Annotated in this window: 21 protein-coding genes; 8 read left to right on the top strand and 13 right to left on the bottom strand. The window is 37.9% G+C overall.

The features are described 5' to 3' along the window. Positions 1-13 precede the first annotated feature (13 nt). Positions 14-1,132: a PilT/PilU family type 4a pilus ATPase gene (locus tag O1450_RS04055; protein ID WP_004663427.1), complete on the top strand. Its 1,119-nt coding sequence runs from the start codon at positions 14-16 to the stop codon at positions 1,130-1,132. A 94-nt stretch (positions 1,133-1,226) separates the two neighbouring features. On the opposite strand, the gene fur is transcribed toward O1450_RS04055, so the two are convergent. Next, positions 1,227-1,664, bottom strand: a complete 438-nt coding sequence (fur, locus tag O1450_RS04050) for a ferric iron uptake transcriptional regulator (protein ID WP_004663428.1) — start codon at positions 1,662-1,664, stop codon at positions 1,227-1,229. Positions 1,665-1,775: 111 nt separating this feature from the next. Here fur and O1450_RS04045 point away from each other — a divergent pair, with 111 nt between their 5' ends. Then, positions 1,776-2,174: an outer membrane protein assembly factor BamE gene (locus tag O1450_RS04045; protein ID WP_269229784.1), complete on the top strand. Its 399-nt coding sequence runs from the start codon at positions 1,776-1,778 to the stop codon at positions 2,172-2,174. 58 nt (positions 2,175-2,232) lie between these two features. Here the strand turns inward: O1450_RS04045 and O1450_RS04040 are convergent, their stop codons facing one another. From O1450_RS04040 to O1450_RS03995, 10 genes are all read right to left on the bottom strand, one after another. After that, positions 2,233-2,553 carry an RnfH family protein gene (locus O1450_RS04040; protein WP_269229783.1) on the bottom strand — a complete coding sequence of 107 codons (321 nt, stop codon included), beginning with the start codon at positions 2,551-2,553 and terminating at the stop codon, positions 2,233-2,235. Then, positions 2,553-3,635 (bottom strand): hypothetical protein, encoded by a 1,083-nt coding sequence (locus O1450_RS04035; protein WP_269229782.1) that lies wholly within the window; start codon positions 3,633-3,635, stop codon positions 2,553-2,555. Before O1450_RS04035 ends, O1450_RS04040 begins: the two co-directional genes overlap by 1 nt. A gap of 248 nt (positions 3,636-3,883) precedes the next feature. After that, positions 3,884-4,339, bottom strand: a complete 456-nt coding sequence (locus O1450_RS04030; RefSeq protein ID WP_269229781.1) for a bacteriohemerythrin — start codon at positions 4,337-4,339, stop codon at positions 3,884-3,886. A 276-nt stretch (positions 4,340-4,615) separates the two neighbouring features. After that, the gene (locus O1450_RS04025) at positions 4,616-5,464 is read right to left on the bottom strand and encodes a class II glutamine amidotransferase (protein WP_269229780.1); all 849 of its coding nucleotides are present in this window, start codon (positions 5,462-5,464) and stop codon (positions 4,616-4,618) included. A 97-nt stretch (positions 5,465-5,561) separates the two neighbouring features. Then, positions 5,562-6,338, bottom strand: a complete 777-nt coding sequence (locus tag O1450_RS04020) for a GNAT family N-acetyltransferase (RefSeq protein WP_269229779.1) — start codon at positions 6,336-6,338, stop codon at positions 5,562-5,564. Between the two features lie 275 nt (positions 6,339-6,613). Beyond that, a complete protein-coding gene (gene argB / locus O1450_RS04015; RefSeq protein WP_269229778.1) occupies positions 6,614-7,513 on the bottom strand; it encodes an acetylglutamate kinase in 900 nt (299 codons plus the stop codon). A 13-nt stretch (positions 7,514-7,526) separates the two neighbouring features. Beyond that, a complete protein-coding gene (locus O1450_RS04010; protein WP_269229777.1) occupies positions 7,527-8,948 on the bottom strand; it encodes a phosphomannomutase/phosphoglucomutase in 1,422 nt (473 codons plus the stop codon). 192 nt (positions 8,949-9,140) lie between these two features. After that, positions 9,141-9,593 carry a dUTP diphosphatase gene (gene dut / locus O1450_RS04005; protein WP_005158245.1) on the bottom strand — a complete coding sequence of 151 codons (453 nt, stop codon included), beginning with the start codon at positions 9,591-9,593 and terminating at the stop codon, positions 9,141-9,143. A gap of 23 nt (positions 9,594-9,616) precedes the next feature. Continuing rightward, positions 9,617-11,656 (bottom strand): DNA helicase Rep, encoded by a 2,040-nt coding sequence (rep, locus tag O1450_RS04000; RefSeq protein WP_269229776.1) that lies wholly within the window; start codon positions 11,654-11,656, stop codon positions 9,617-9,619. Between the two features lie 183 nt (positions 11,657-11,839). Continuing rightward, positions 11,840-12,502: an OmpA family protein gene (locus O1450_RS03995; RefSeq protein ID WP_269229775.1), complete on the bottom strand. Its 663-nt coding sequence runs from the start codon at positions 12,500-12,502 to the stop codon at positions 11,840-11,842. A gap of 389 nt (positions 12,503-12,891) precedes the next feature. Here O1450_RS03995 and O1450_RS03990 point away from each other — a divergent pair, with 389 nt between their 5' ends. From O1450_RS03990 to O1450_RS03965, 6 genes are all read left to right on the top strand, one after another. Continuing rightward, complete coding sequence (locus tag O1450_RS03990; RefSeq protein ID WP_269229774.1) at positions 12,892-13,809, top strand: acyltransferase; 918 nt, start codon at positions 12,892-12,894, stop codon at positions 13,807-13,809. A 24-nt stretch (positions 13,810-13,833) separates the two neighbouring features. Continuing rightward, positions 13,834-14,892 carry a preprotein translocase subunit SecA gene (locus tag O1450_RS03985; RefSeq protein ID WP_269229773.1) on the top strand — a complete coding sequence of 353 codons (1,059 nt, stop codon included), beginning with the start codon at positions 13,834-13,836 and terminating at the stop codon, positions 14,890-14,892. A gap of 118 nt (positions 14,893-15,010) precedes the next feature. After that, complete coding sequence (gene minC / locus O1450_RS03980) at positions 15,011-15,730, top strand: septum site-determining protein MinC (protein WP_005217839.1); 720 nt, start codon at positions 15,011-15,013, stop codon at positions 15,728-15,730. A 65-nt stretch (positions 15,731-15,795) separates the two neighbouring features. Continuing rightward, entirely contained in the window at positions 15,796-16,608 is an 813-nt protein-coding gene (gene minD / locus O1450_RS03975) for a septum site-determining protein MinD (RefSeq protein WP_269229772.1), read from the top strand. Between the two features lie 2 nt (positions 16,609-16,610). Further along, entirely contained in the window at positions 16,611-16,883 is a 273-nt protein-coding gene (gene minE, locus O1450_RS03970) for a cell division topological specificity factor MinE (protein ID WP_004663449.1), read from the top strand. Positions 16,884-17,008: 125 nt separating this feature from the next. Continuing rightward, complete coding sequence (locus tag O1450_RS03965; protein WP_005158274.1) at positions 17,009-17,296, top strand: PA4642 family protein; 288 nt, start codon at positions 17,009-17,011, stop codon at positions 17,294-17,296. A gap of 43 nt (positions 17,297-17,339) precedes the next feature. Here the strand turns inward: O1450_RS03965 and rhtC are convergent, their stop codons facing one another. Then, on the bottom strand, positions 17,340-17,957 hold the full coding sequence (gene rhtC, locus O1450_RS03960; protein ID WP_004663452.1) for a threonine export protein RhtC: 618 nt from the start codon (positions 17,955-17,957) through the stop codon (positions 17,340-17,342). A gap of 128 nt (positions 17,958-18,085) precedes the next feature. Continuing rightward, positions 18,086-21,172, bottom strand: coding sequence for a DNA translocase FtsK 4TM domain-containing protein (locus O1450_RS03955; protein WP_269229771.1), 3,087 nt, complete (start codon positions 21,170-21,172; stop codon positions 18,086-18,088). Positions 21,173-21,255 lie beyond the last annotated feature (83 nt).

Genomic DNA, 21,255 nt, shown 5'->3' with positions numbered 1-21,255 from the left:
TTAGAGAAATATCATGGACTTTAATGATTTACTCAATTTAATGATTCAACAAAGTGCATCTGATTTATTTGTCACTGCAGATGTTGAACCCTCAATGAAGATCAACGGTCAAATTGTGCCTGTTTCAAAATCTAAACTCTCAGGTGAAGTCGTTGGTCAGTTACTTCATTCAATTATGTCAGATAAGCAGCGTAAAGAATTTGCTGAAACACGTGAATGCAACTTTGCGATTGTCAATCGTGAAAAAACGGCACGTTTCCGTGTGAGTGCTTTTCAACAGCGTGATATGCCTGGGATGGTTTTACGTCGTATTGAGACTGTCATTCCAACCATGGATGAACTCAAGCTCCCTAGCGTGCTGAAAGAACTTGCCATGACCAAACGTGGCATTATTATTTTTGTAGGCGCAACTGGTACAGGTAAATCAACCTCATTAGCTTCGATGATTGGTTACCGTAACCAAAACTCAAAGGGTCATATCATTACCATTGAAGACCCGATTGAATTTGTACATCAACATGCGGGTTGTATTGTCACTCAACGTGAAGTTGGGATTGATACAGATTCATTTGAAGTCGCATTAAAAAATACGCTTCGCCAAGCACCTGATGTGATCTTAATTGGTGAGATTCGTTCTCGTGAAACCATGGACTATGCAATTGCTTTTGCTGAAACTGGTCACTTAGTGCTCGCAACACTACACGCAAACAACGCGAACCAAGCACTTGATCGTATTATTCACTTCTTTGAAGCAGATCGTCATCCTCAATTGCATATGGATTTATCACTCAATCTGAAAGCGATGGTTGCTCAACAGTTGATTCCAACGCCAGATGGTAATTCACGTCGCGCAGCAATTGAGATTCTGATTAATACACCACTTTTGGCAGACTACATACGCAAAGGTGAAGTACACGAAATCAAAGATCTCATGAAGCGTTCTCGAGAATTGGGGATGCAGACTTTTGACCAAGCATTATTTGATTTATACAAAGCAGGTGAAATTACGTATAAAGATGCACTTAAACATGCTGACTCACCTAATGACTTACGTCTCACAATTAAACTTTCAGAAGAAGGTACAGATCAGTTATTGAGTGCGAGCCGAAATATTACCTTTGATGGTCAATAATTCGAATTAAGACATTAAAAAAGGAAGGTTTTTTAGAACCTTCCTTTTTATTTGTTTAATTTTAGTAAAGTACTAAGCTTTAACTAAATCAAACTCATTTTTTACGATAAGCATCTTGGCATTCAGAATCACTACAATAACCGTATAAGTTTAATGAATGACCTGTTAAGGCAAAATTATGCTGATCTGCAACAGCATGCTGCTCTTTCTCAATAATATCATTCGTAAATTCAACAACTTTGTTGCAATTTAAGCAAACAAGGTGATCATGATGATCTTCTTGCATGATTTCAAAAACTGAATGATTATTTTCAAAATGATGACGTTGGATAATGCCAGCCGCTTCAAATTGTGTTAACACTCGGTAAACTGTTGCTAAACCAACATCTTCACCTTGTTCAAGCAAAGTTTTATAAATATCTTCAGCACTTAAATGATGTTGTTTTGAATTTTCTAACAATTCCAAAATCTTAATACGAGGAAGGGTAACTTTAAGTCCAGCTTTGCGTAAGTCTTGATTGGAAATAGGCATTTAAAAAGGTCTCTCAACAAATCTTAAGTTGGAATAGGCAATAGAGTTTAGATGCAGTATGATCTATCCTTGAACCAAATGCATCATCATTTATCAGGATAGTGTAGCAAAATGCAAAAAATCATGCTGGCGTTATTCGTCACTTCAGTACTTAGCGGTTGTTCAGTCTTTGGTGTTTATAAAGTCGATATTCCACAGGGAACACCATTAACTAAAGCACAAGCATCACAAGTACAAGTCGGCATGAGCTTTCAGCAAGTCCGTTTCTTACTGGGTAGTCCAACTGTTACAGATCCATTAAATCCACAACGTTGGGACTATATCTACAACTACACCCCAGGGACTTATGCGAAAAAAGCAAAAATACCAGCAGTGCGTGGTCAACACTTAAAAGTTTATTTCGATGCGAATGGTAATGTAGAACGTCTAGAAGGTTTAGATACGATTCCTGAATCACAACCTGGTTTACCAGCATCAAAAGAAGCGATTCTGACTGCGCCACCACTATAAACTATAAATAGTTTCCAAAAAAGAAACCCCTCACCGAATCATTCATGAGGGGTTTTATTTATGAAGTTGATGGTCTAAAACGATTACCCTTAATAAAACGCCCAACAGGGTTCTTTGCGGCACGCTTGCGTCGAATATCTTTAGGATTAATCGTCAATGGACGATAAATCTCTACGCGATCACCCACTTGCAAAACAGTATCTACCTCAATCTTACTACCAAATACCCCAAGATTTAAAATCTCTGGAAGTTTTATCTGCTCTGCTAAACCACTTGCATCAATCGCTTGTTGTGCAGTCATTCCTTCATTGAATGGAACGGCAATCACAAATTGCTGTTCAGGTGTCGCAAATGCAACCCAAACTTGTTTCTGTTCCATTATAAAACTTGCCCAATAACTGCGACAATCGCAATCAAAATTGAAAGCGGTAAAACTAAACGTACCGCAATACGCCATACGTTATAAAATAATTCATTACTAAAACCCATAGCTTTACGAAGATGGCTAATCTTCATAATCCAGCCTGCAAAAACTGCATAAATCAAACAAATCACTAGTCCCCAAATCATCAATAGAGTATTAAAAACTTGGTCAACTTGTGGCACAGACCAAACTGCAATTGCCGCGAGAATAATGCCCCATTGAATAATGATTGCAAGTTGGCGTTGTGCTAACTGCTCTTTAGCAAATTGGATCAATAATGCAGCAGACATTATCGCAGCAAAAACCCACGCTAATGCTGGAAGTTGCGCTTGGGTAGAGAAGAAACCAAATGCAATGACAGCAATAAGCTGCGCGACCCAGATCGGAAAGACTGAACTTGTGACCGCTTGTTGTTTCTTCACTGTCGCTAAACTACTTTGCCAATACAATCCTAGACCTAGACCACTTGCGACTAAAGCAAGCACTGTAGCATTGCCCCACTCTTTAAACTCAATACCTGTCCAGTGCCAAGTCGTTAACTGAGTTCCCATCACATTTGCACCAATAAAAGCAGCAATGACTCCAATTGTTGTAAGTCCAATTAAAAATTGGCGCGGTATAAAAGATAAACCAAGCGCTATAACGGCAAAAACAGCGAAAAGGATTTGAACAGGAAGATTTAATGCAAGCTGCTCAGTCACAATGTGAGCAGAGGTATTTATCATACTGCCTGCAAAGAAAGGAACAAAAACAACAGCGAACCAACCTACTAAACGCCATTTCGGGGAAGCATCAGCATCACGCGTTAAAGTAGAAAGTGCTTGTAACGCGGTCATCTGTGAACGTCTCGCTAAGGCAATTTCAAGAAAACCAATCGGTAATGCTAATAAAAGCATGGTTCCTAGCCACAATAACCAAAAATCAAATTGACGATCAATTTGAATACCCACAGTTGGTGCTAATGTGCCAATCATGACAAAAGATAAGCAAAACGCCATCACTGGTGTAAGCCAGCGTGACAGAGTTGTGTCCTGCATACTGCATTCCTTAAAAAGCTTTGAACTCATTGTGCTTCTTTATGGAGCTTACAATGAAATATTCAATCTATTTTGCCTTTGTCACGTCTGAAAATCAAAACAAAAGATACCCAAAGAAAAAGGCAAATCACCATAAAGATGACTTGCCGCGCCTAGTTATTATTATGTAAATCTGACCTCTTATTTTTTACTCATCTTCACCTTATTATTTTTCTACCATAAGAGGTCTTATTGTTATTATTTTATTGTCAAGCAAAGAACCGAGAAAACCAATTCTTGCCTTTTTTCTTTTCATTTTCTTTAATAATGCCAACCATATTTTCTCTAACAGCACCTACATAATCAGCATCATCATGCCGAATATGATTGATTAACCATTTTGAAAGTGCTTCATGCAATTCTTTATCAATTTCATGCCCTAATTCAAAACGTTCACGATAAGTCTCTATCTTTTTGATAAATAAATCATGCACACGTTTATGTGGCACACGATATTTATAATTTGCTTCTTCTTGCAAGCTTTCTTCAAAGGTAAAATGCGACTGTGTATAATCAATAATATTGTCTAATACACTCTTCATTTTGACACGATCATGGGAATATTTTAAATCAGCGATTTCATTAATATAATCCAGAATACGTCGATGTTGATCATCGATTACCTCTATTCCTGTATTATATTCGGTAGACCATTTCATGCCCATATCGATTCCTAAAACCAATGTGATTTATTGAATAAGGACATAATATCGGCTAAACAATTAAATAAAAACACAGTATTTTTGTCAGATTTCAAATATTTTCAATAAAATAAATTAACCTGTTGTTTTATATTTAATTAAATATTTTAACCGATTAAAACACTCAAGTATTTTTTAACCAATTCGAGAAAAATAATTATAATTTCATTAAAATATAAATAGTTAAGAATAGATACTATAAATAAATGATATAGCATCTATTAATTTTTATTATACTTATTAATATTGATCCGCTCTCGTCACGCGTTTTAGGTTTGGATTTTCTGCTTCTCGAATGAGACGTTTAACACGTGTGAGTGCATATTTAATGGGTTTCCCGTGCTGAAATAAAATCATTTCGCCTGGCTGATATGCAGTCCATGATTCATTATGTGTGAGTGGTTCCGTCGTGATAACAGCAACACGATCTTCAGGTGTTGTTACCTCGCTAAAATCTACTTTGACGTCTAAATCAATTAAATGCGCAGGTTGAAATGGATATTCTCTTACTAACCAATGCAGTTTAGTTGTCGCATAACTAAATAATGCTTGCCCATTGGATAGGCAAAAATTAAACGTACCATGCTCAGCAATTTCAGGTGAAATCCGTTCTAATAGAGAAAAAACTTTCTCTATACACGGTTCTGTATATCCAAATGCTTCAACCATTTGATCTAATAAATAACAAAAAGCACGTTCGCTGTCTGTATTACCGACAGGTTCAAAGCGACCACTAAGCTGAGGATTAAAATCGTGTAGATCACCGTTATGCGCAAAAATCCAATGTCGCCCCCATAACTCACGTAGAAATGGATGTGAATTTTCTAGCGTAATTTTGCCTTGTGTTGCTTTTCGGATATGTGCAATCACATTACGAGATTTAATAGGATAATTACGAACTAAATCTGCAATTGGTGATTCAACCGCAGATTGATTATCAACAAACAAACGACATGCTTTGTCTTCAAAAAATGCGATACCAAAGCCATCACAATGATCAGACGTGACCCCTGCTCGTTGAGAAAATCCACGAAAGGAAAAGGTAATATCCGTCGGAGTCGCGCAATTCATTCCTAATAGCTGGCACATATCTTCTAACTATCTAACATCTGTGCCTATTGTGCATGAGGTACAGACATCTTGTAAATCTCAATATGTGCTCAGTATTAGCCTAACAATGATATAACTATCTCTGCACCATTTTATTCATCACAAAAGAAGTGGCAATTTTGTTAATTTCTAAGAAAACAAAATAATCCAAACATTTAAAATCTTCATCATAAAATGCTTGTTTAGAGAGCTTAGATTGCATACCTAGATATGTATCAAATAATTTTGGCATCCGTTCATCTTGTGGGAAACTATATTCTGGTCTCTCAGGTTCGAATGCACGTTTTGAGCGAATATCAATAATTTGATGCTCAGCCAATTGCTGAATTTGACGATGGGTGTAATAAGCTCGCGCCAAGTTATCTTCAAGATGAATACTCACGCATCCCATCACATACTTCGCACGCATAGACCATAGTACCTTTGGCACCAAATTCAACCAGAGCATTGATAATGCTTTTCCAGAACGGAATTGCGGATGTACACACGTCCGCCCTATTTCCAAGATACTTGGCAAATGTGAAAAGTTTGGAACGACATCAAACTCTTTAGCACTATAACTTTGCCCAATTTCATGACCTTGAAACAATTTAAGACGTGTATAGGCAACAATTTCACCCGTCCATTTTTCACGTAACACCGCATGTTCACAACCAAAATCATAGAGATCTTGATCTAGCCCATCTTCAAAAGAGATACCAAATTGATGAGAGAATTGATTTGCTCTAAAACGTTGTACTTCTTGTAATTCTTTTAGATTATCCACCCACCCAAAACGGAATTGGTTTTGTGACGGCTTTTGACGTAAAGGTGAAGTTAATGTCTGGCGATAATGATTTAATTTTTCTAGCATAATGAAAGCTCCTTATGTCTAGAGTTACCTTAAATCGCTTCAATGACACTTCAATGAATAAAAGATGAACAGATCATGACTTAAATTCAATATCAACATCTATTAACTATCGCGGAGGCGGCATGGATGCCGCCCGTTTGACTGCGGTATCAAGGACGTGCCGTCAGTCAAACAAAAGATTTTTGTTACTATTCATCCTTGAAAAGTAAAGAAATACCTATACACAAGATATGTGATCTTACACATTCTATGAGGTTGTGCAAACTTTTCAAAAATTAATGCTTCGCACGATTGGTAATCAATGTACCAACGCCATGGTCAGTAAATATCTCTAATAATGTTGCATGAGGTACACGACCATCTACAATATGTGCACTCACGACACCACCTTTGACCGCGTCTAATGCACAACCGACTTTAGGAATCATACCGCCATAGATCACACCCGTTTCAATTAAACGATCTACTTCTTGTGTACTCAATCCAGTTAATAAGTTTTTATTTTCGTCTAATACGCCTGTGATATTAGTCAAAAGAATCAATTTCTCAGCGCCTAATGCTTCTGCAACTTTTCCAGCGACGAGATCAGCATTGATATTATAAGTATTCCCTTCTTCATCCACACCTAATGGTGCGATCACAGGAATAAAATCCCCTTGAGTAAACATTTCCAGTACATCGGTTTTAACACCAGTCACTTCACCGACCATACCCAAATCAATTTGAGAAATTGAACCATCAGCTTCTTGTTTTTCCATAAGCAGTTTACGGGCACGAAGTAAATTACCATCTTTACCTGTCAAACCAATCGCACGACCGCCGTGTTGGTTAATCAGATTGACAATCGATTTATTAACACTACCACCGAGAACCATTTCAACCACTTCCATCGTGGCTTGATCGGTGACGCGCATCCCATCAATACGATCAGACTCTTGCCCTAAACGTTTAAGCAGTGAATCAACTTGTGGACCACCACCATGTACGACGATTGGATTTAAACCTACTGTTTTTAATAACACGATATCGCGAGCAAAAGAGCTTTCTAGCTCTGGATCAGTCATTGCATTGCCACCATATTTTACAACCAACGTTTTACCTGCAAAACGTTGAATATACGGCAAAGCTTCAATCAAAATTTTTGCTTTATCAATGCCGATATGCTCGTGTGACATGCGCCTCTCCTTATTAAGCCTGTGCGAGTTCTTGTGCAATTTGCGGATATTGACCTTGCATCATAGAAACAAATTCTTGGCGAATTTCACGTAATCGATTTGGATTATCTGCATCAAAACGAACCGTGAAATACTCACCTGTATTAGATGCTCGAATAATGCCAAAACCATCGTCAAAATCAAGCCTTACCCCATCTATTTTACTTAAACGAGCGCCTAAACGATGACTTAGAATTTCAATATCATTTAAAACTTGTTTAGGGTTTATATCATGGGTGCTGATATAGGTATCTTCAGTACAATAACGTTCAGGGTAAATTGCTAATAAAGCAGAAAGGTTTGCTTTGTCTGATTGAGTCAGGTATTCCATGACTCTTAGCGCCGCATATAAACCATCGTCATAACCAAAACCGCGACCATCATTAAATACATAGTGACCTGCATATTCACCACCAAATACTGCACTGCCTTTGGACTGAGATAAATATGTTCGCAAGAAACTACTTCCTGTACGAATCATTTTAGCTTGTCCATTCAAACGTTGTACGGTATCAGCTACCATTTGAGAACATTTCACATCAAATACAATTTCTTTACGTGGATGCTGTTGTAAACAGATTTGTGCAAATAAAGACAATAAGCGGTCTGGGCTAATAATATGTGCATGCTCATCGAGTAACACCAAGCGATCACCATCACCATCTAAAGCAATGCCTAGATCAGCTTTTTCTAAAATAATGGCTGCTTGTAAATCTGTTAAATGCTCAGCATGCGAGGGATCTGGGGCATGATCAGGAAAATCCCCATTGGCTTCACAACGTAAAGCAATGACCTGACAACCTAACTTTTCTAAAACCAGTTTTGCACAGCGACCTGCTGATCCATGCAAACCATCCAATACAATTTTTAAAGGGCGTGATAATTGAATATCATCTAATAAGGATTGCTGATACTGCAAACAATACAAAGGCACAATTTGATGTAGCACATGATCAGAATCAATCATTTGCTGAACATTTGGCAAAGAAATTTGTGCAAGTTGTCCAACCTGTTGAATCACGTCTGGCGTTGGGGGTTCACCATTTAAAATCCATTTAATACCATTATCTGATTTAGGGTTATGGCTTGCAGTCACCATAATTCCATTTCCCCCAAAATCACGAGCAATGTAATACATCATGGGGGATGAGCAACATCCAATGTTGGTAACTGTTAAACCCTGTGTTTGAAAAATTTGTTGAATAATATTGGCATAAGTCGGACTGGTTAGACGTGCATCATAGCCAATTACAACACGATCTTGTCCTGCATTTTTATATTGTTGTGCTAAAGCATAGGCAATTGAATGAATCACATGAGGCGTTAAGTTGCTCAGTTTTCCACGGATATCATAAGCGCGAAAAACATTCAGAGGAAATGTATGTTTTATATCCACAGTAAACCCCTATTTTTATAATCACTAGCTGACTCAAAAAAACAGAACTATTAAAAAATTAATTAACCCTTGTTCAGAAAAATTAAAGTAATTCATCAGCTGCTTTTTAATACAAATCTAGGGAACAATCAATATGACAAATGCAACGCTTTTCAGTAAAGCATTGCATTTAAATTGATAATGGAAGCAGTATTAGTGTTGACCTGTATGTCCAAAACCACCTGCACCACGTTCAGTCGCAACAAATTCTTGCACTTGTTCAAATTCAGCTTGTACCACAGGAACTAAAACGTATTGAGCCAAACGCTCACCTGGCTCTAAACGGAAGGTATTCTGCCCACGATTCCAAACCGAAATCATCAACTCGCCTTGATAGTCAGAATCAATTAAACCGACTAAGTTTCCTAATACAATACCATGTTTATGACCAAGACCTGAACGCGGTAAAATTAAACCAGCAAAGTTTGGATCTTCGATATAGATTGCTAGACCTGTTTTGACTAAGACCGTTTCACCAGCCGCAATATCAATTGCAGTATCTAAACAGGCACGTAAATCTAAACCTGCTGAACCCGTTGTGGCATATGAAGGCAATGCCCATTCTTGACCTAAACGAGCATCTAATACTTTAACTTGGACTTTCATTACAACTTCCTACTGACTATTTCTTAACGTTTCAATAATGCTTTTAAATTCGCGAGATATTGCTGAGCTTGCTCTTTCGGATCAACATTCGGTGCGAGTTTCTTTTTACGACCATGCCACTCTAGATCATCTTGTGGTAATTCGTCTAAGAAACGGCTTGGTGTCATTTGACGCATTTGACCACCGTTTTTGCGCTGCTCAGCAAGTGTCAAGGTAAGCCCTTGTCGAGCACGGGTAATACCCACATACATTAAACGGCGTTCTTCTTCAATGGTTTCTGAAGCAATCGAGTTTTTATGTGGTAATAGCTCTTCTTCCAAGCCAATCATATACACATAAGGAAATTCCAATCCTTTTGCAGCATGTAGCGTCAATAAGTTCACTTTATCCGTGTCTTCTTCTTCTTGCTGCTGCTCTAACATATCGAGCAATACCAGTTTACGAATCACACTTTCAATATTCTTCTCATCGACATCATCAGTGCGATTCAATAAATTTTGAATGCTGCTATAAAGGCTTTCAATACTGTCAAGCTTGGTTTTTTCCTGAGCAGGCGTCGCTGCCTGTTCACGGATATAATTGATATAACCTGCTTCGTTAATCATCTGACGAACCTTTGGCATTGGCTCATCATCGTCGAGTAATTCACGGGTAAATGTTGCGATAAAGTCAGCAAACTCATGTAATTGAGTCGCAGCTTTCTTAGGCAATACCATCGACAGTCGTTGATCAGAAGAAGCTGTTAATAATGATAAGGTATTTTCTTGTGCAAATAGTCCTAGTTTCTCTAAAGTGACAGGTCCAATTGCACGCTTCGGTGTATTAATAATTCGTAAGAAAGCACTATCATCTTCAGGATTAATAATGAGGCGTAAATAGCTCATCACATCTTTAATCTCAGCACGAGCAAAGAACGATTGCCCACCCGATAATTTATATGGGATTTGCATTTGACGTAGCTGCGTTTCTAATACACGTGCTTGGAAATTACCACGATATAAAATGGCATAGTCTTTCCAATTTTTACCATTCATCAATTTATGCGTGATGAGATCTTTAACAACACGTTCAGCTTCATCATCATCATTTAGGCACGTGATCACACGAATATTTTCGCCATGCCCTTTGTCACTCCACAATTTCTTATCGAAAATATGCGGATTGTTTTCAATCACAGCATTTGCTGCTTTTAGAATACGGCTGGTTGAACGGTAGTTTTGCTCAAGTTTGATGACTTTTAAATTATGAAAATCTTCTTTTAATAAAGCCATATTCTCAGGCTTTGCACCACGCCATGCATAAATAGATTGATCATCATCACCTACTGCGGTGAATTGCCCCATCACACCAACGAGAAGTTTTACAAGTGTATATTGTGCAGTATTGGTATCTTGATATTCATCTACCAGTAAATAGCGAACACGGTTTTGCCATTTATCTCTGACTTCAGCATTTTCTTGAAGTAAGCGAGCAGGCATTACAATCAAATCATCGAAATCGACTGCATTATAGGCACGTAGGTTACGTTCATAAAGTTGATACAAATGCGCCAACTGTACATCATCAACAGTTTCACAAGTTGAATGGGCTTGCTCAGGTAAGACTAGATCATTTTTCCAATCTGAAATTTTTTTCATTGCTTTTGCGATGAGTTCTTTACTCTCTGCACCTGATAAATTGTCACGTTGCATTAAGTCCATCAGAATTCGTTTGCAGTCGTCTGCATCTAAAATCGAGAAGTTGGCTTTAAGAGGTAAGTTTTTTAATTCTAAACGTAATAAATTCAGACCAAAAGTATGGAAAGTCGAAACTGAGAGTCCTTTAGCTTCTTCACGAGACAATAATTTACCGACACGCTCCTTCATCTCACGTGCAGCTTTATTGGTAAAGGTCATAGCAGTAATACGATGTGCTGGAATACCACATTGCTGTACGAGGAAAGCAACTTTTCGAGTAATTACGGAGGTTTTACCTGAACCTGCACCTGCAAGCACCAACAATGGCCCTTGAACATATTTCATCGCTTCAAGTTGCTTGTCATTGAGTTGACTGGCAGATGACATCTTGGAATACCTCTCACGTTTTCGAGCATGATTATAGACATCTCTGTTTTAGAATCCCAATAGTAAATCTTGGGATATGTATAAATTATGATGCCTTATACAAATAACACGCCATAGCTTGTCGCAAGCTGTTCGACACAATAAAAAAACCACCCGAAGGTGGTTCTTTTAAATCAGTAATAATTACTGTTTTGCATAAATACTAATTTCTACACGGCGGTTTTGTTCTTTACCAGCAGCAGTTGCATTTGAAGCGATTGGATTAGAAGAACCTAAACCTTGCGCATCAATACGGCCACCTGAAACACCTTGACCAGCTAAATAATTTTTAACTGACTGAGCGCGTGCTTGAGATAATGGAATGTTGATTGAATCATTACCTGTATTATCTGTATAACCTGTTACAAGAATCGCACTCTTGTTATCTTCAGCCAACACTTGTGCAACTTTGTTTAAAGTGCCGTAGAAGTTAGGTTTAATATTTGATTTATTGGTATCAAATGTAATGCTACCCGGCATGATCAATTGAACAGAACCATCTGGATTACGACCTACATCAACACCTGTACCTGCCATTTGCTCACGTAATTTTTTCTCTTTGTTATCGAGATATAAACCACTTGCACCACCAAGAATCGCACCAATTGCAATTGCACGGTTGTTTTGAGATGATGAGTTAGCATTACCTTTAGATACACCATAACCCGCAGCAGCACCAATTAAAGCACCTAAAGCAGCTTTGTCGTATGAAACACCACCAATATCGTTACCTTGGCCACTCATTGTTTGGCAACCAGAAAGTACCAATCCAGCCCCTACTAATGTTGAAATTACTAATGCACGCATTGCGTAGCTCCTGTCTATGTATTTTGTTGTCTGAACAAATAATGAATGATAAAATCAAGCCAGACCATTGATATTTTGTTAATAATAAACAGTTTATTTATATTTTTGTAATATTTTGATGCACTTTTCTTGATCTTATACTCACATTTTCTCCACTGTTTATTATTTTGCATAAAATCACACTTATGAGATATATATCACATTATTAAAAATTAAGTAATCATCTAAGTCTTCTATGGTAAAAATTTTAATTTCCCAGATTTTGTATCTATAAGTACTGGAATATATGAAAATTGTGAACATTTAAAAATATACAGTTGTATTTAAATATCTGTTGTTTATAGTTAAAAGAATTGTTTTATCGAAAATTAGCACTCAAGGTTTGATTTATGTCTACCACAAATAAAAAAGCATCGTTATTAGAAAGGGTAAGTAAAGGACTTACTGTTGGTTCTGTGATCACAGGAAGTACTTTTTTACATGGGCCCCCTATCCTGACATTAGGTATCACCAAGCTATTCAAAAAATCAAAAAAGGTAGATGAAACCAATATTCAGTTGGCGAATAGTTGGATTGGCATAAATAATCAACTGATTGAAAAAGTCTTACCAAATCTTAAATGGGAAATTAGTATTGATGAAAAGCTCGATCTGAATTTACAAGGTCGTTATATGATGATTTGTAATCATCAAAGTTGGGTGGACACCACAGTAAATCAATATTTTGGTCTCACACGTATGCCACTCACCCGCTTCTTTACCAAGTGGGAACTCATCTTTATTCCTTTTGTTGGGCAAGCCTTTAAGATTTTGGGTTTCCCAATGATGAAACGTCACTCAAAGGAACAAGTGGCTAAAAACCCAGAACTGAAACATCGCGATATGTTAGAAGCACGTAAAGCCTGTGAACAATTATTAAGTCAGCCTTTTACACTACTCAATTATCTTGAAGGCACTCGCTTTACTGCCGAAAAACAAGCAAAACAGCAATCACCCTATCAAAACTTACTTAAGCCAAAAGCAGGTGGCTTGGCATTGGCTTTAAACATCTTAGGCGATAAGATTGATGCTTTGGTTGATATGACCATTGTCTATCCTGATGGTGCACCAGATTATGGTGATTTTTGGTTAGGTGATGTCTCACGTATTGCTGTAGATTTGCGTAAAATAGAAATTCCAGATTGGGTGCTTGGTGGAAATTATGAAGATGATCCAATCTACCGCGAACGCTTCCAGCAATGGGTCGACCAAATTTGGACAGAGAAAGACCAACTGATTTCACAAATGAAATCTAAATATTATCAATAGTCTCATTAGGAATTGACTCACCACATGACTCAGCAGGACTCAAAACAAAACTCTAAATATAGCCTTGTAAATCCAAACAGTAAGTTTTTTAAACTGTTTCTTGTTTATGACATTTTCATGGTGTTTATTATTGTTTTTAATTTGTTCTGCTTAGGCATGAACTTTTTTTTAATGAGTAATATTGGCGAATGGTTTTTTAACACAATCCATTTACCTAATGTGCTTGAGTTTTATCGTAGTTACTTGCACCCTTGGGTGATTATCACCGAAGCATGGTTTATTATTTTTTTAATCACTGAACTTGCCGTGCGATGGGCAATTGCGATTGTGAATAAACACCATGCTCGTTGGTGGTTTTTTCCATTTATTCATTGGTATGAAATCTTAGCGATTATTCCCCATTTACGTTTTCTACGTTTATTCCGCGCAGGTATCATTGCCTATCGCCTACATGAACTTGGGTATAAGGTTGTACCTGATAACATTCGTATTAAAGCAGCGTTTTACTATAGTGTCATCATGGAAGAACTCTCTGATCGCGTTGTCATTTCGGTCATAGATGGCGTTCGACAAGAACTTGAAACCAGTTCGAGTCATAAAAAAATTATTCATGATCTCGTTGATCATCATCGTCAATTGTTTACTGTGGCGCTATCTTCTTTACTACAAGAATCCTTAGCAAAAACATTGCAAGAACAACAACCAATGATTACGAAAAAAGTTGGCATTATTGTCAATCAAGCGATTGAAGATACGCCTGAACTAACCCAGTTATTACGTTTAATTCCTCTTGTTGGTGGAAGAATTGAACAACAGATTCAAAGTATTGGGCAACGTTTAGGTGAAAATATTAGTATTGGTTTGATTGAACCTTTTACAGCAGGCTCTGCACACAACCCAAATGAGAATTATCAATTGATCGCAGAAAAAATCAGTGAGCTAAATATTGATAATCACTACTTAGAAGAATTGGTTGAATCAGTTGTATTTGAGAGCCTCGCAGCCATACGAAAACAAGTAAAAATCAAGCAATGGCAGCAAACCTTGCATGAATATGATCAATTGGATAAAAAAGCAGAATGATTACAAGAAAATTTACCAATCTAGCTAGAGAATTCCTGTAATTTGTTCTAGCATTTGCTTTTATTTACAACATGCTTTAACACAATAGAGTGCTTAAAAAAGCCCTTAAGGATAAATTATGGCTGATATACGGATTACGGGCAGAATGGTGAATTTTAGTCGATTAACATTCGACACAAATGACCATAATGCGATCCGCCAGCAACTTACAAGCACCCTCAATGAAGGTTCCTATCTTGGAACTTTAGTCATTATTGACAGTACCGTTGAACAAGAGCTGATTGCATTAATTCAACTACTCATCGATCTTGGTTTACAACCAATGGCGGTGATTGATGGTATCTTGGGTGATGAAGCACGGGCGATTCAATTTCCTGTACTGCCTGCTGATCAACCATTACAGCGTATCAAAGCATCAAAAGAGCAAGTCGTTGCTCAAGCACCTGAAAAAAATACTGAAACTCCAGAAATACAAACACCACAAAAACAAACACCGACTACGCATATCACCTCATATCATGATGAGATTTTGCGTACTGGACAATGTTTGGTACAGGATCAAGGTGATATTATATTGAATGCGGGTATGAATAGTGGCTCTGAAGTCATTGCGTCTGGAAATATTCACATTTATGGCAATGCTCGTGGTAGAGTCATTGCAGGTGCAGGTGGGCACACTTCAGCTCGAATTTTTTGTCACTCACTAGAAGCAGAGTTAATCTCGATCGCAGGGACATATTGTGTCGCAGATGATATTCCTAAAGATATGATCAAAAAACCCGTACATATTTATTTAAATAACAAGCAAGAGCTTGAATTTGAAGCCTTACAGTTTTAATTTAACTTATTAAACACCCAAAAAGCCCTTTTAGGGCCGTATGACCATAAATAGGAGTGGATTCGGTGGCCAAAATTGTTGTCGTAACGTCAGGCAAAGGTGGTGTAGGTAAAACTACAACAAGCGCATCTTTTGCAACAGGTTTAGCCCTACGTGGTCATAAAACTGTTGTGATTGATTTCGATGTAGGTTTACGTAATCTCGATTTGATCATGGGCTGTGAACGCCGTGTCGTTTATGACTTTGTCAATGTCATCAATAATGAAGCTCGCTTACAACAAGCATTGATTCGTGATAAAGAAATCGAAAACTTGTACATTCTCCCTGCATCACAAACACGTGATAAAGATGCTTTGAGTGATGAAGGCGTTGCTCGTGTGATTGATGAGCTTGCTCAAGAGTTTGATTATATTATCTGTGATTCACCTGCGGGGATTGAGCGTGGCGCGATCTTGGCAATGTATCATGCTGATGAAGCAATCATTGTGACAAACCCTGAGATTTCATCAGTGCGTGACTCAGATCGTATTATTGGTATGCTTGATAGTAAAACTAAAAAAGTTGAACACAACGAAGGCCGTATCCGTAAACATCTCTGTATCACACGTTTCAACCCTGAACGTGCTGACAAACAAGAAATGTTAACGATTGATGATATTTCTAAAGATATTTTACGTGTGCCGACTTTGGGTGTTATTCCTGAGTGTCCAAGCGTACTTCAAGCATCGAATGAAGGTAAGCCTGTTATTCTTTATGACGAAGCAAAAGCTGGTCAAGCCTACGATGATTTAGTCGCTCGTTTCCTTGGCGAAGATCGTCCTTATCGACACATTGCAGTACAGCCAAAAGGTTGGTTAGCTAGACTATTTGGAGCGTAATTATGGCAGGATTCTGGAGTAAACTTTTTAGCAGTGATGAAAAACCATCAAGTGCACAAACTGCCAAAGATCGCTTAAAAGTTATTGTTGCATCTGAACAAGGTTTAGGCCGCCGCTTAAGCCAAGACAAAATTGACCAAATGAAAAAAGAAATCATGCAAGTGGTCAGTCGTTACGTTCGTGGCGTAGATGAACAGCATATTCAAATGCAAGTTCGTTCAGAAGCAAATATCGAAATGTTAGAAATGAATATCAATTTACCTGAAGATCGATAGAAGTTTTTTCATTAGCGATTTTTCGCAAATAAAGGCAAAATACATTGCGACTGAACAAAGCCATGCTTTGTTAATTATTCAGTCCCGTATTTTGCCTTTATTATTTTAAGACTGAGGAGATTGTCATGGCATTATCACAGCCAGCAACTTTCAATGAAGAATGGTCAGATGAGCGTGTTTTTGCCTACCTCAACCAACTTCCACCAGCAGATGTTAATGCTGACTTCCATGTACTCTATCATGCGTTCAAACATATGCGCCCTTTCGACTATGAGCGCTTGATTACCAAATTTTTAGCTGATGGTCGCGATTTAAATGCGACTAATCCTGAAGGACAGCGTATTCATGACGTGATAGCTCAATTTCCACGTCAGAAAGATGGTTTCTTAGAAGTCTTAGCAAAATTTGCTTAAGATAAAAAAGCCTGCTTAAAGCAGGCTTTTTTATCTCTTTATTTTATCGACTACCAATCAAATAAACGCCCAGTAAGGTAAAAATCCCACCAGAAATACCATCAATCCATTTTGCAAAATTTTGATATGCTGTTCTAAATGTAGGTAATGAGAATACAAAGGCTACCACTAAGAACCATAGCAAGGTTTCTATCGCAATAATAATAAAAAGCAAAGAGTGATGCTGATCAAATAAAGGATTGGCTAAGAATAATGAAAATACACTACCAAAATAAATCACTGCTTTAGGATTCGATAAGTTAGTGAGTAAACCTTTCATAAAAAACAAATAAGGCGACTGAGGTAATACTATCTGTTTGATACTTTGCTCACCTTTTGAAAAAGCTGAACGAAGCATTTGGTATCCCAACCAACATAAATATAAACCACCAGCGACTAAAAGGCCTTGTTTTAGCCAAGCCATCTTTTCAAAAATAATATTCAGTCCCATCAAGGCTAAAAGTGACCAGACCATCGCCCCCAGGCAGATACCAAATGCAACCAATACCGCATCCTTACGAGAACGGCTGACAGCGGTTTGAGAAACTAAGAAGAAATCAGGTCCTGGAGTGATAAGCGCACAAAAATGAATAAAAATGAGTGTACATAATGCAACAAACATGGCTCACCCTTTAGCTTGAATTTTTAAACAATAAGCTTAAATAAAAAACGTGATTATTACCATATAAAATTGATAAACCTATAACAATAAAGCCCCTAAAGAGGGGCTTTATTAGTGGAATATTCTTATTAAACGAGAATATCGCGCTTACCGTTTGCTCCCATCGAGCTCACGATCCCATTTTCTTCCATCTGATCAATGATACGCGCCGCACGGTTATAGCCAAGACTAAATTTACGTTGTAACGATGAAGTTGAAGCCTTACGTGTCTCTAAAACAAAAGAAACACATTGATCATAAAGTGCATCACGACTTGGGTCACCATCACCATCTTCAAAACCACGTGAAGTTGGTTCTTCATCAAATGGGGTTAAGATTTCATCGACATAATCTGGTTCACCACGTTCACGCCAAGCGTCACAGATGCGGTTCACCTCATCATCACTAATAAACGCACCATGCACACGCTCAGGTTCGATTTTACCTGGCCCTAAGAATAGCATGTCACCGTGCCCTAATAGATCTTCTGCCCCACCTGCATCAAGGATTGTTCGAGAGTCAATTTTACTATTTACACGTAATGCAACACGTGTTGGGATATTTGCTTTAATCAAGCCTGTGATGACGTCAACTGAGGGACGTTGTGTTGCAAGTAGTAAATGAATACCTGCTGCACGAGATTTCTGAGCAAGCCGAGTAATCATCTCCTCAGCTTTTTTTCCAACCTGCATAATCATGTCAGCGAATTCATCTGCAACAATCACAATCGATGGTAAAGGAGCTAATCGTGGTGCACGCTCCCCTACAACTGAATCACTAGCTTTCCAAGTTGGATCAATCAAATCGTCGCCATTGGCAATCGCTTCTTCCACTTTGCGGTTATAGTCAGCCAATTTACGAATTTTTAGAAAAGACATTAGCTTATAACGACGCTCCATTTCATTGACACACCAATTCAATGCGCTTACAGCATCTTTCATATCTGTAACAACAGGTGTTAATAAATGTGGAATATCATTGTAGTTAGCTAATTCAAGCTGTTTTGGGTCGATTAGAATTAAACGCAATTGATCAGGCGTGTATTTTAACAACATCGATAAAATCATTGAGTTAACAGCTACTGACTTACCAGAACCAGTTGTTCCCGCAACTAACATATGCGGTGCTTTGCCCAAATCAGTAATCACAGGATTACCTGAAATGTCTTTCCCCATCGCCATCGAAAGTAAACCCGCTGGGTCTTCAAATGCAGGTGTCTTTAACAACTCAATCAGTCGAACCATTTCACGGCTGCTATTTGGGACTTCAATGCCGATATAAGGTTTTCCAGCAATCACTTCAACCACACGAACAGATGCCATTGACATTGAACGTGCTAAGTCACGTGAAATATTGGTCACTTTAGATGCTTTTACACCCGGTGCAAGATCTAGTTCAAAACGTGTCACGACAGGCCCAGGTTGAGCCTCCATCACTTGAGCTTTGACGTTAAACTCTTGTAATTTAATTTCTAGAAGTTCAGACAAACGAGCTAATTGTTCAGCTGTAAAGTTCACCTTTTTATTCGGATCTACCTTGTCCAATAATTCTAAACCTGGCAAAGTTGGTAAATCACGACGTTTTTGAGCCACTTGCATCGCACGAGACATTGGACGACCAAATGAATCTGTTAACGGCGCATCTAAATCAAAATCATCTTCGATATCAAAATTTTCTTCAATTTTACCCGCAGTTTCTTGCCATGCTTCAATAAATGCTTCTTTTGATAAACTTTCTTTAGGCGTTTCAATCTCAATAGGTGCTTTTACAAAAGCCGAAGACTGCGCGTAGCTCGGAGTTTGCAATACAGATTGCTGTTGTTTGTCTTCAATGAACAAATCTTCAAATTCATCAAAGCCTTCATCCAAAATACTTTGCTTATCGTCAGAGATCATGTTTTTGATCGTATGATGCGACTGAACTGCCGTTGCTTGCGGTACAGATTGAACTTCTATTGAATCTAACTCAATATCATAGTCAATTTCATCACTTTCATTTCTAGCCGTTGATCGCGGTTCTTGAATAAATGGCTTATGTACATCCGTAGCCGTTTTACTATTAGGAACAGCAGCCAATAATTCATCGAATATTTGGTCATCATTCCAATCGACTGGACTCTGATGAGGACGTTGCACTGCTACAGAAGAAACTTCCGTTGCTGAGTGTACATATTGAGATGAAGGATTTATAGCATCATCTGCCGCTCGCAAAAGTGCATCAATTTCTTGTTTATGACTCACATCATCATGTTGTAATGCACGCCATACTTCACCTGTTTGAATTAAGCGCTGACTATCGGCTGCAAGTTGATGTGCTTGTTTTAAAGTTTGCTCAAAATCTTCTGTTGATAATACTTCTTGTGATTGAACACTTTGCTGCTCTTTGGCAACAACATCAGCAAATAGTTTTTCGGCTAATAATTGATGATGTGAATTGTCTGTCGATGCTGTTTTAGCTGCAATGCTGTGCTGTGTATTTTGGGATGCATCATTCGCCTCTACAATATTTGAATCAGCCGCTTGGAGTGGAGCTTTTTGCTTTATAGTTGGTGTTTCTGTTGGGACTAATTGTTCAGTCAAATCATAAGCAGATTCGTGTTGAGGTATATTTTTATAAAACAAATCTTGTAAATATGCTGGCGTATTTTTTAATGTTGCCCAAGTTTTATTCCATTGAATACCAAAAGCTAAAGTGAATAATAAAATACTAAAAGCGAGTAAAAAAAATGTTGCGCCATAGATGGTTAAAAGCTGAGAAAGGCTCTGACCCAACTCATAACCAATAATACCACCTGCTGCATTTTCTAAAGTATCTGCTGGGACATTCCAATGTAGATACAACAAACTAGAAATGGACAGAATCAAGAAGAACTGTGCTGCATAACGGAATGGGCGATTTAAAAAACTTCTAGGCCACCATACTTGAATTGCTTCGATAAATAGAAATAAAGGAATGAACAAACTTGCCCACCCTAAAAAACCGAATAACAAATCTGCAATCCAAGCACCTGCAACACCACTTGCATTTGAGACCTGTTGCGTATCACTTGAAATATGCATCCAACCTGGATCAAAAGGTGTGTAGGTTACTGTGGCAAGAAATAGATAAATGCCAAAAGAAATCAAAAATAATGTCATTAAAAAGCGTTGTGCATAAACACTTGACACCGCAGCCATATACAGTCCTGTAACCCAATTTGTTATTTGTAGGTATCGATTAAGGTCTAACTGACCTTGATCAATAAGTTTTATATTATGCA

The organism is Acinetobacter sp. TR11, assembly GCF_027105035.1.
Taxonomy (GTDB): Bacteria; Pseudomonadota; Gammaproteobacteria; order Pseudomonadales; family Moraxellaceae; genus Acinetobacter.
The sequence above is the reverse complement of the archived record's forward strand: the minus strand, read 5'-3'. Positions and strand labels throughout refer to the sequence as shown.

What these genes read in the sequence shown, in the direction of transcription:
- O1450_RS03985 (WP_269229773.1), top strand. Translation starts at nt 13,834, where the DNA reads ATGACTCAGCAGGACTCAAAACAAAACTCTAAATATAGCCTTGTAAAT.
- O1450_RS04025 (WP_269229780.1), bottom strand. Translation starts at nt 5,464, where the DNA reads ATGTGCCAGCTATTAGGAATGAATTGCGCGACTCCGACGGATATTACC.
- argB (WP_269229778.1), bottom strand. Translation starts at nt 7,513, where the DNA reads ATGTCACACGAGCATATCGGCATTGATAAAGCAAAAATTTTGATTGAA.
- O1450_RS03955 (WP_269229771.1), bottom strand. Translation starts at nt 21,172, where the DNA reads ATGGCTGCGGTGTCAAGTGTTTATGCACAACGCTTTTTAATGACATTA.
- dut (WP_005158245.1), bottom strand. Translation starts at nt 9,593, where the DNA reads ATGAAAGTCCAAGTTAAAGTATTAGATGCTCGTTTAGGTCAAGAATGG.
- O1450_RS03995 (WP_269229775.1), bottom strand. Translation starts at nt 12,502, where the DNA reads ATGCGTGCATTAGTAATTTCAACATTAGTAGGGGCTGGATTGGTACTT.
- fur (WP_004663428.1), bottom strand. Translation starts at nt 1,664, where the DNA reads ATGCCTATTTCCAATCAAGACTTACGCAAAGCTGGACTTAAAGTTACC.
- O1450_RS04040 (WP_269229783.1), bottom strand. Translation starts at nt 2,553, where the DNA reads ATGGAACAGAAACAAGTTTGGGTTGCATTTGCGACACCTGAACAGCAA.
- rep (WP_269229776.1), bottom strand. Translation starts at nt 11,656, where the DNA reads ATGTCATCTGCCAGTCAACTCAATGACAAGCAACTTGAAGCGATGAAA.
- O1450_RS04030 (WP_269229781.1), bottom strand. Translation starts at nt 4,339, where the DNA reads ATGGGCATGAAATGGTCTACCGAATATAATACAGGAATAGAGGTAATC.
- O1450_RS04055 (WP_004663427.1), top strand. Translation starts at nt 14, where the DNA reads ATGGACTTTAATGATTTACTCAATTTAATGATTCAACAAAGTGCATCT.
- minE (WP_004663449.1), top strand. Translation starts at nt 16,611, where the DNA reads ATGGCAGGATTCTGGAGTAAACTTTTTAGCAGTGATGAAAAACCATCA.
- O1450_RS03990 (WP_269229774.1), top strand. Translation starts at nt 12,892, where the DNA reads ATGTCTACCACAAATAAAAAAGCATCGTTATTAGAAAGGGTAAGTAAA.
- O1450_RS04045 (WP_269229784.1), top strand. Translation starts at nt 1,776, where the DNA reads ATGCAAAAAATCATGCTGGCGTTATTCGTCACTTCAGTACTTAGCGGT.
- minC (WP_005217839.1), top strand. Translation starts at nt 15,011, where the DNA reads ATGGCTGATATACGGATTACGGGCAGAATGGTGAATTTTAGTCGATTA.
- O1450_RS04035 (WP_269229782.1), bottom strand. Translation starts at nt 3,635, where the DNA reads ATGCAGGACACAACTCTGTCACGCTGGCTTACACCAGTGATGGCGTTT.
- O1450_RS04020 (WP_269229779.1), bottom strand. Translation starts at nt 6,338, where the DNA reads ATGCTAGAAAAATTAAATCATTATCGCCAGACATTAACTTCACCTTTA.
- rhtC (WP_004663452.1), bottom strand. Translation starts at nt 17,957, where the DNA reads ATGTTTGTTGCATTATGTACACTCATTTTTATTCATTTTTGTGCGCTT.
- O1450_RS03965 (WP_005158274.1), top strand. Translation starts at nt 17,009, where the DNA reads ATGGCATTATCACAGCCAGCAACTTTCAATGAAGAATGGTCAGATGAG.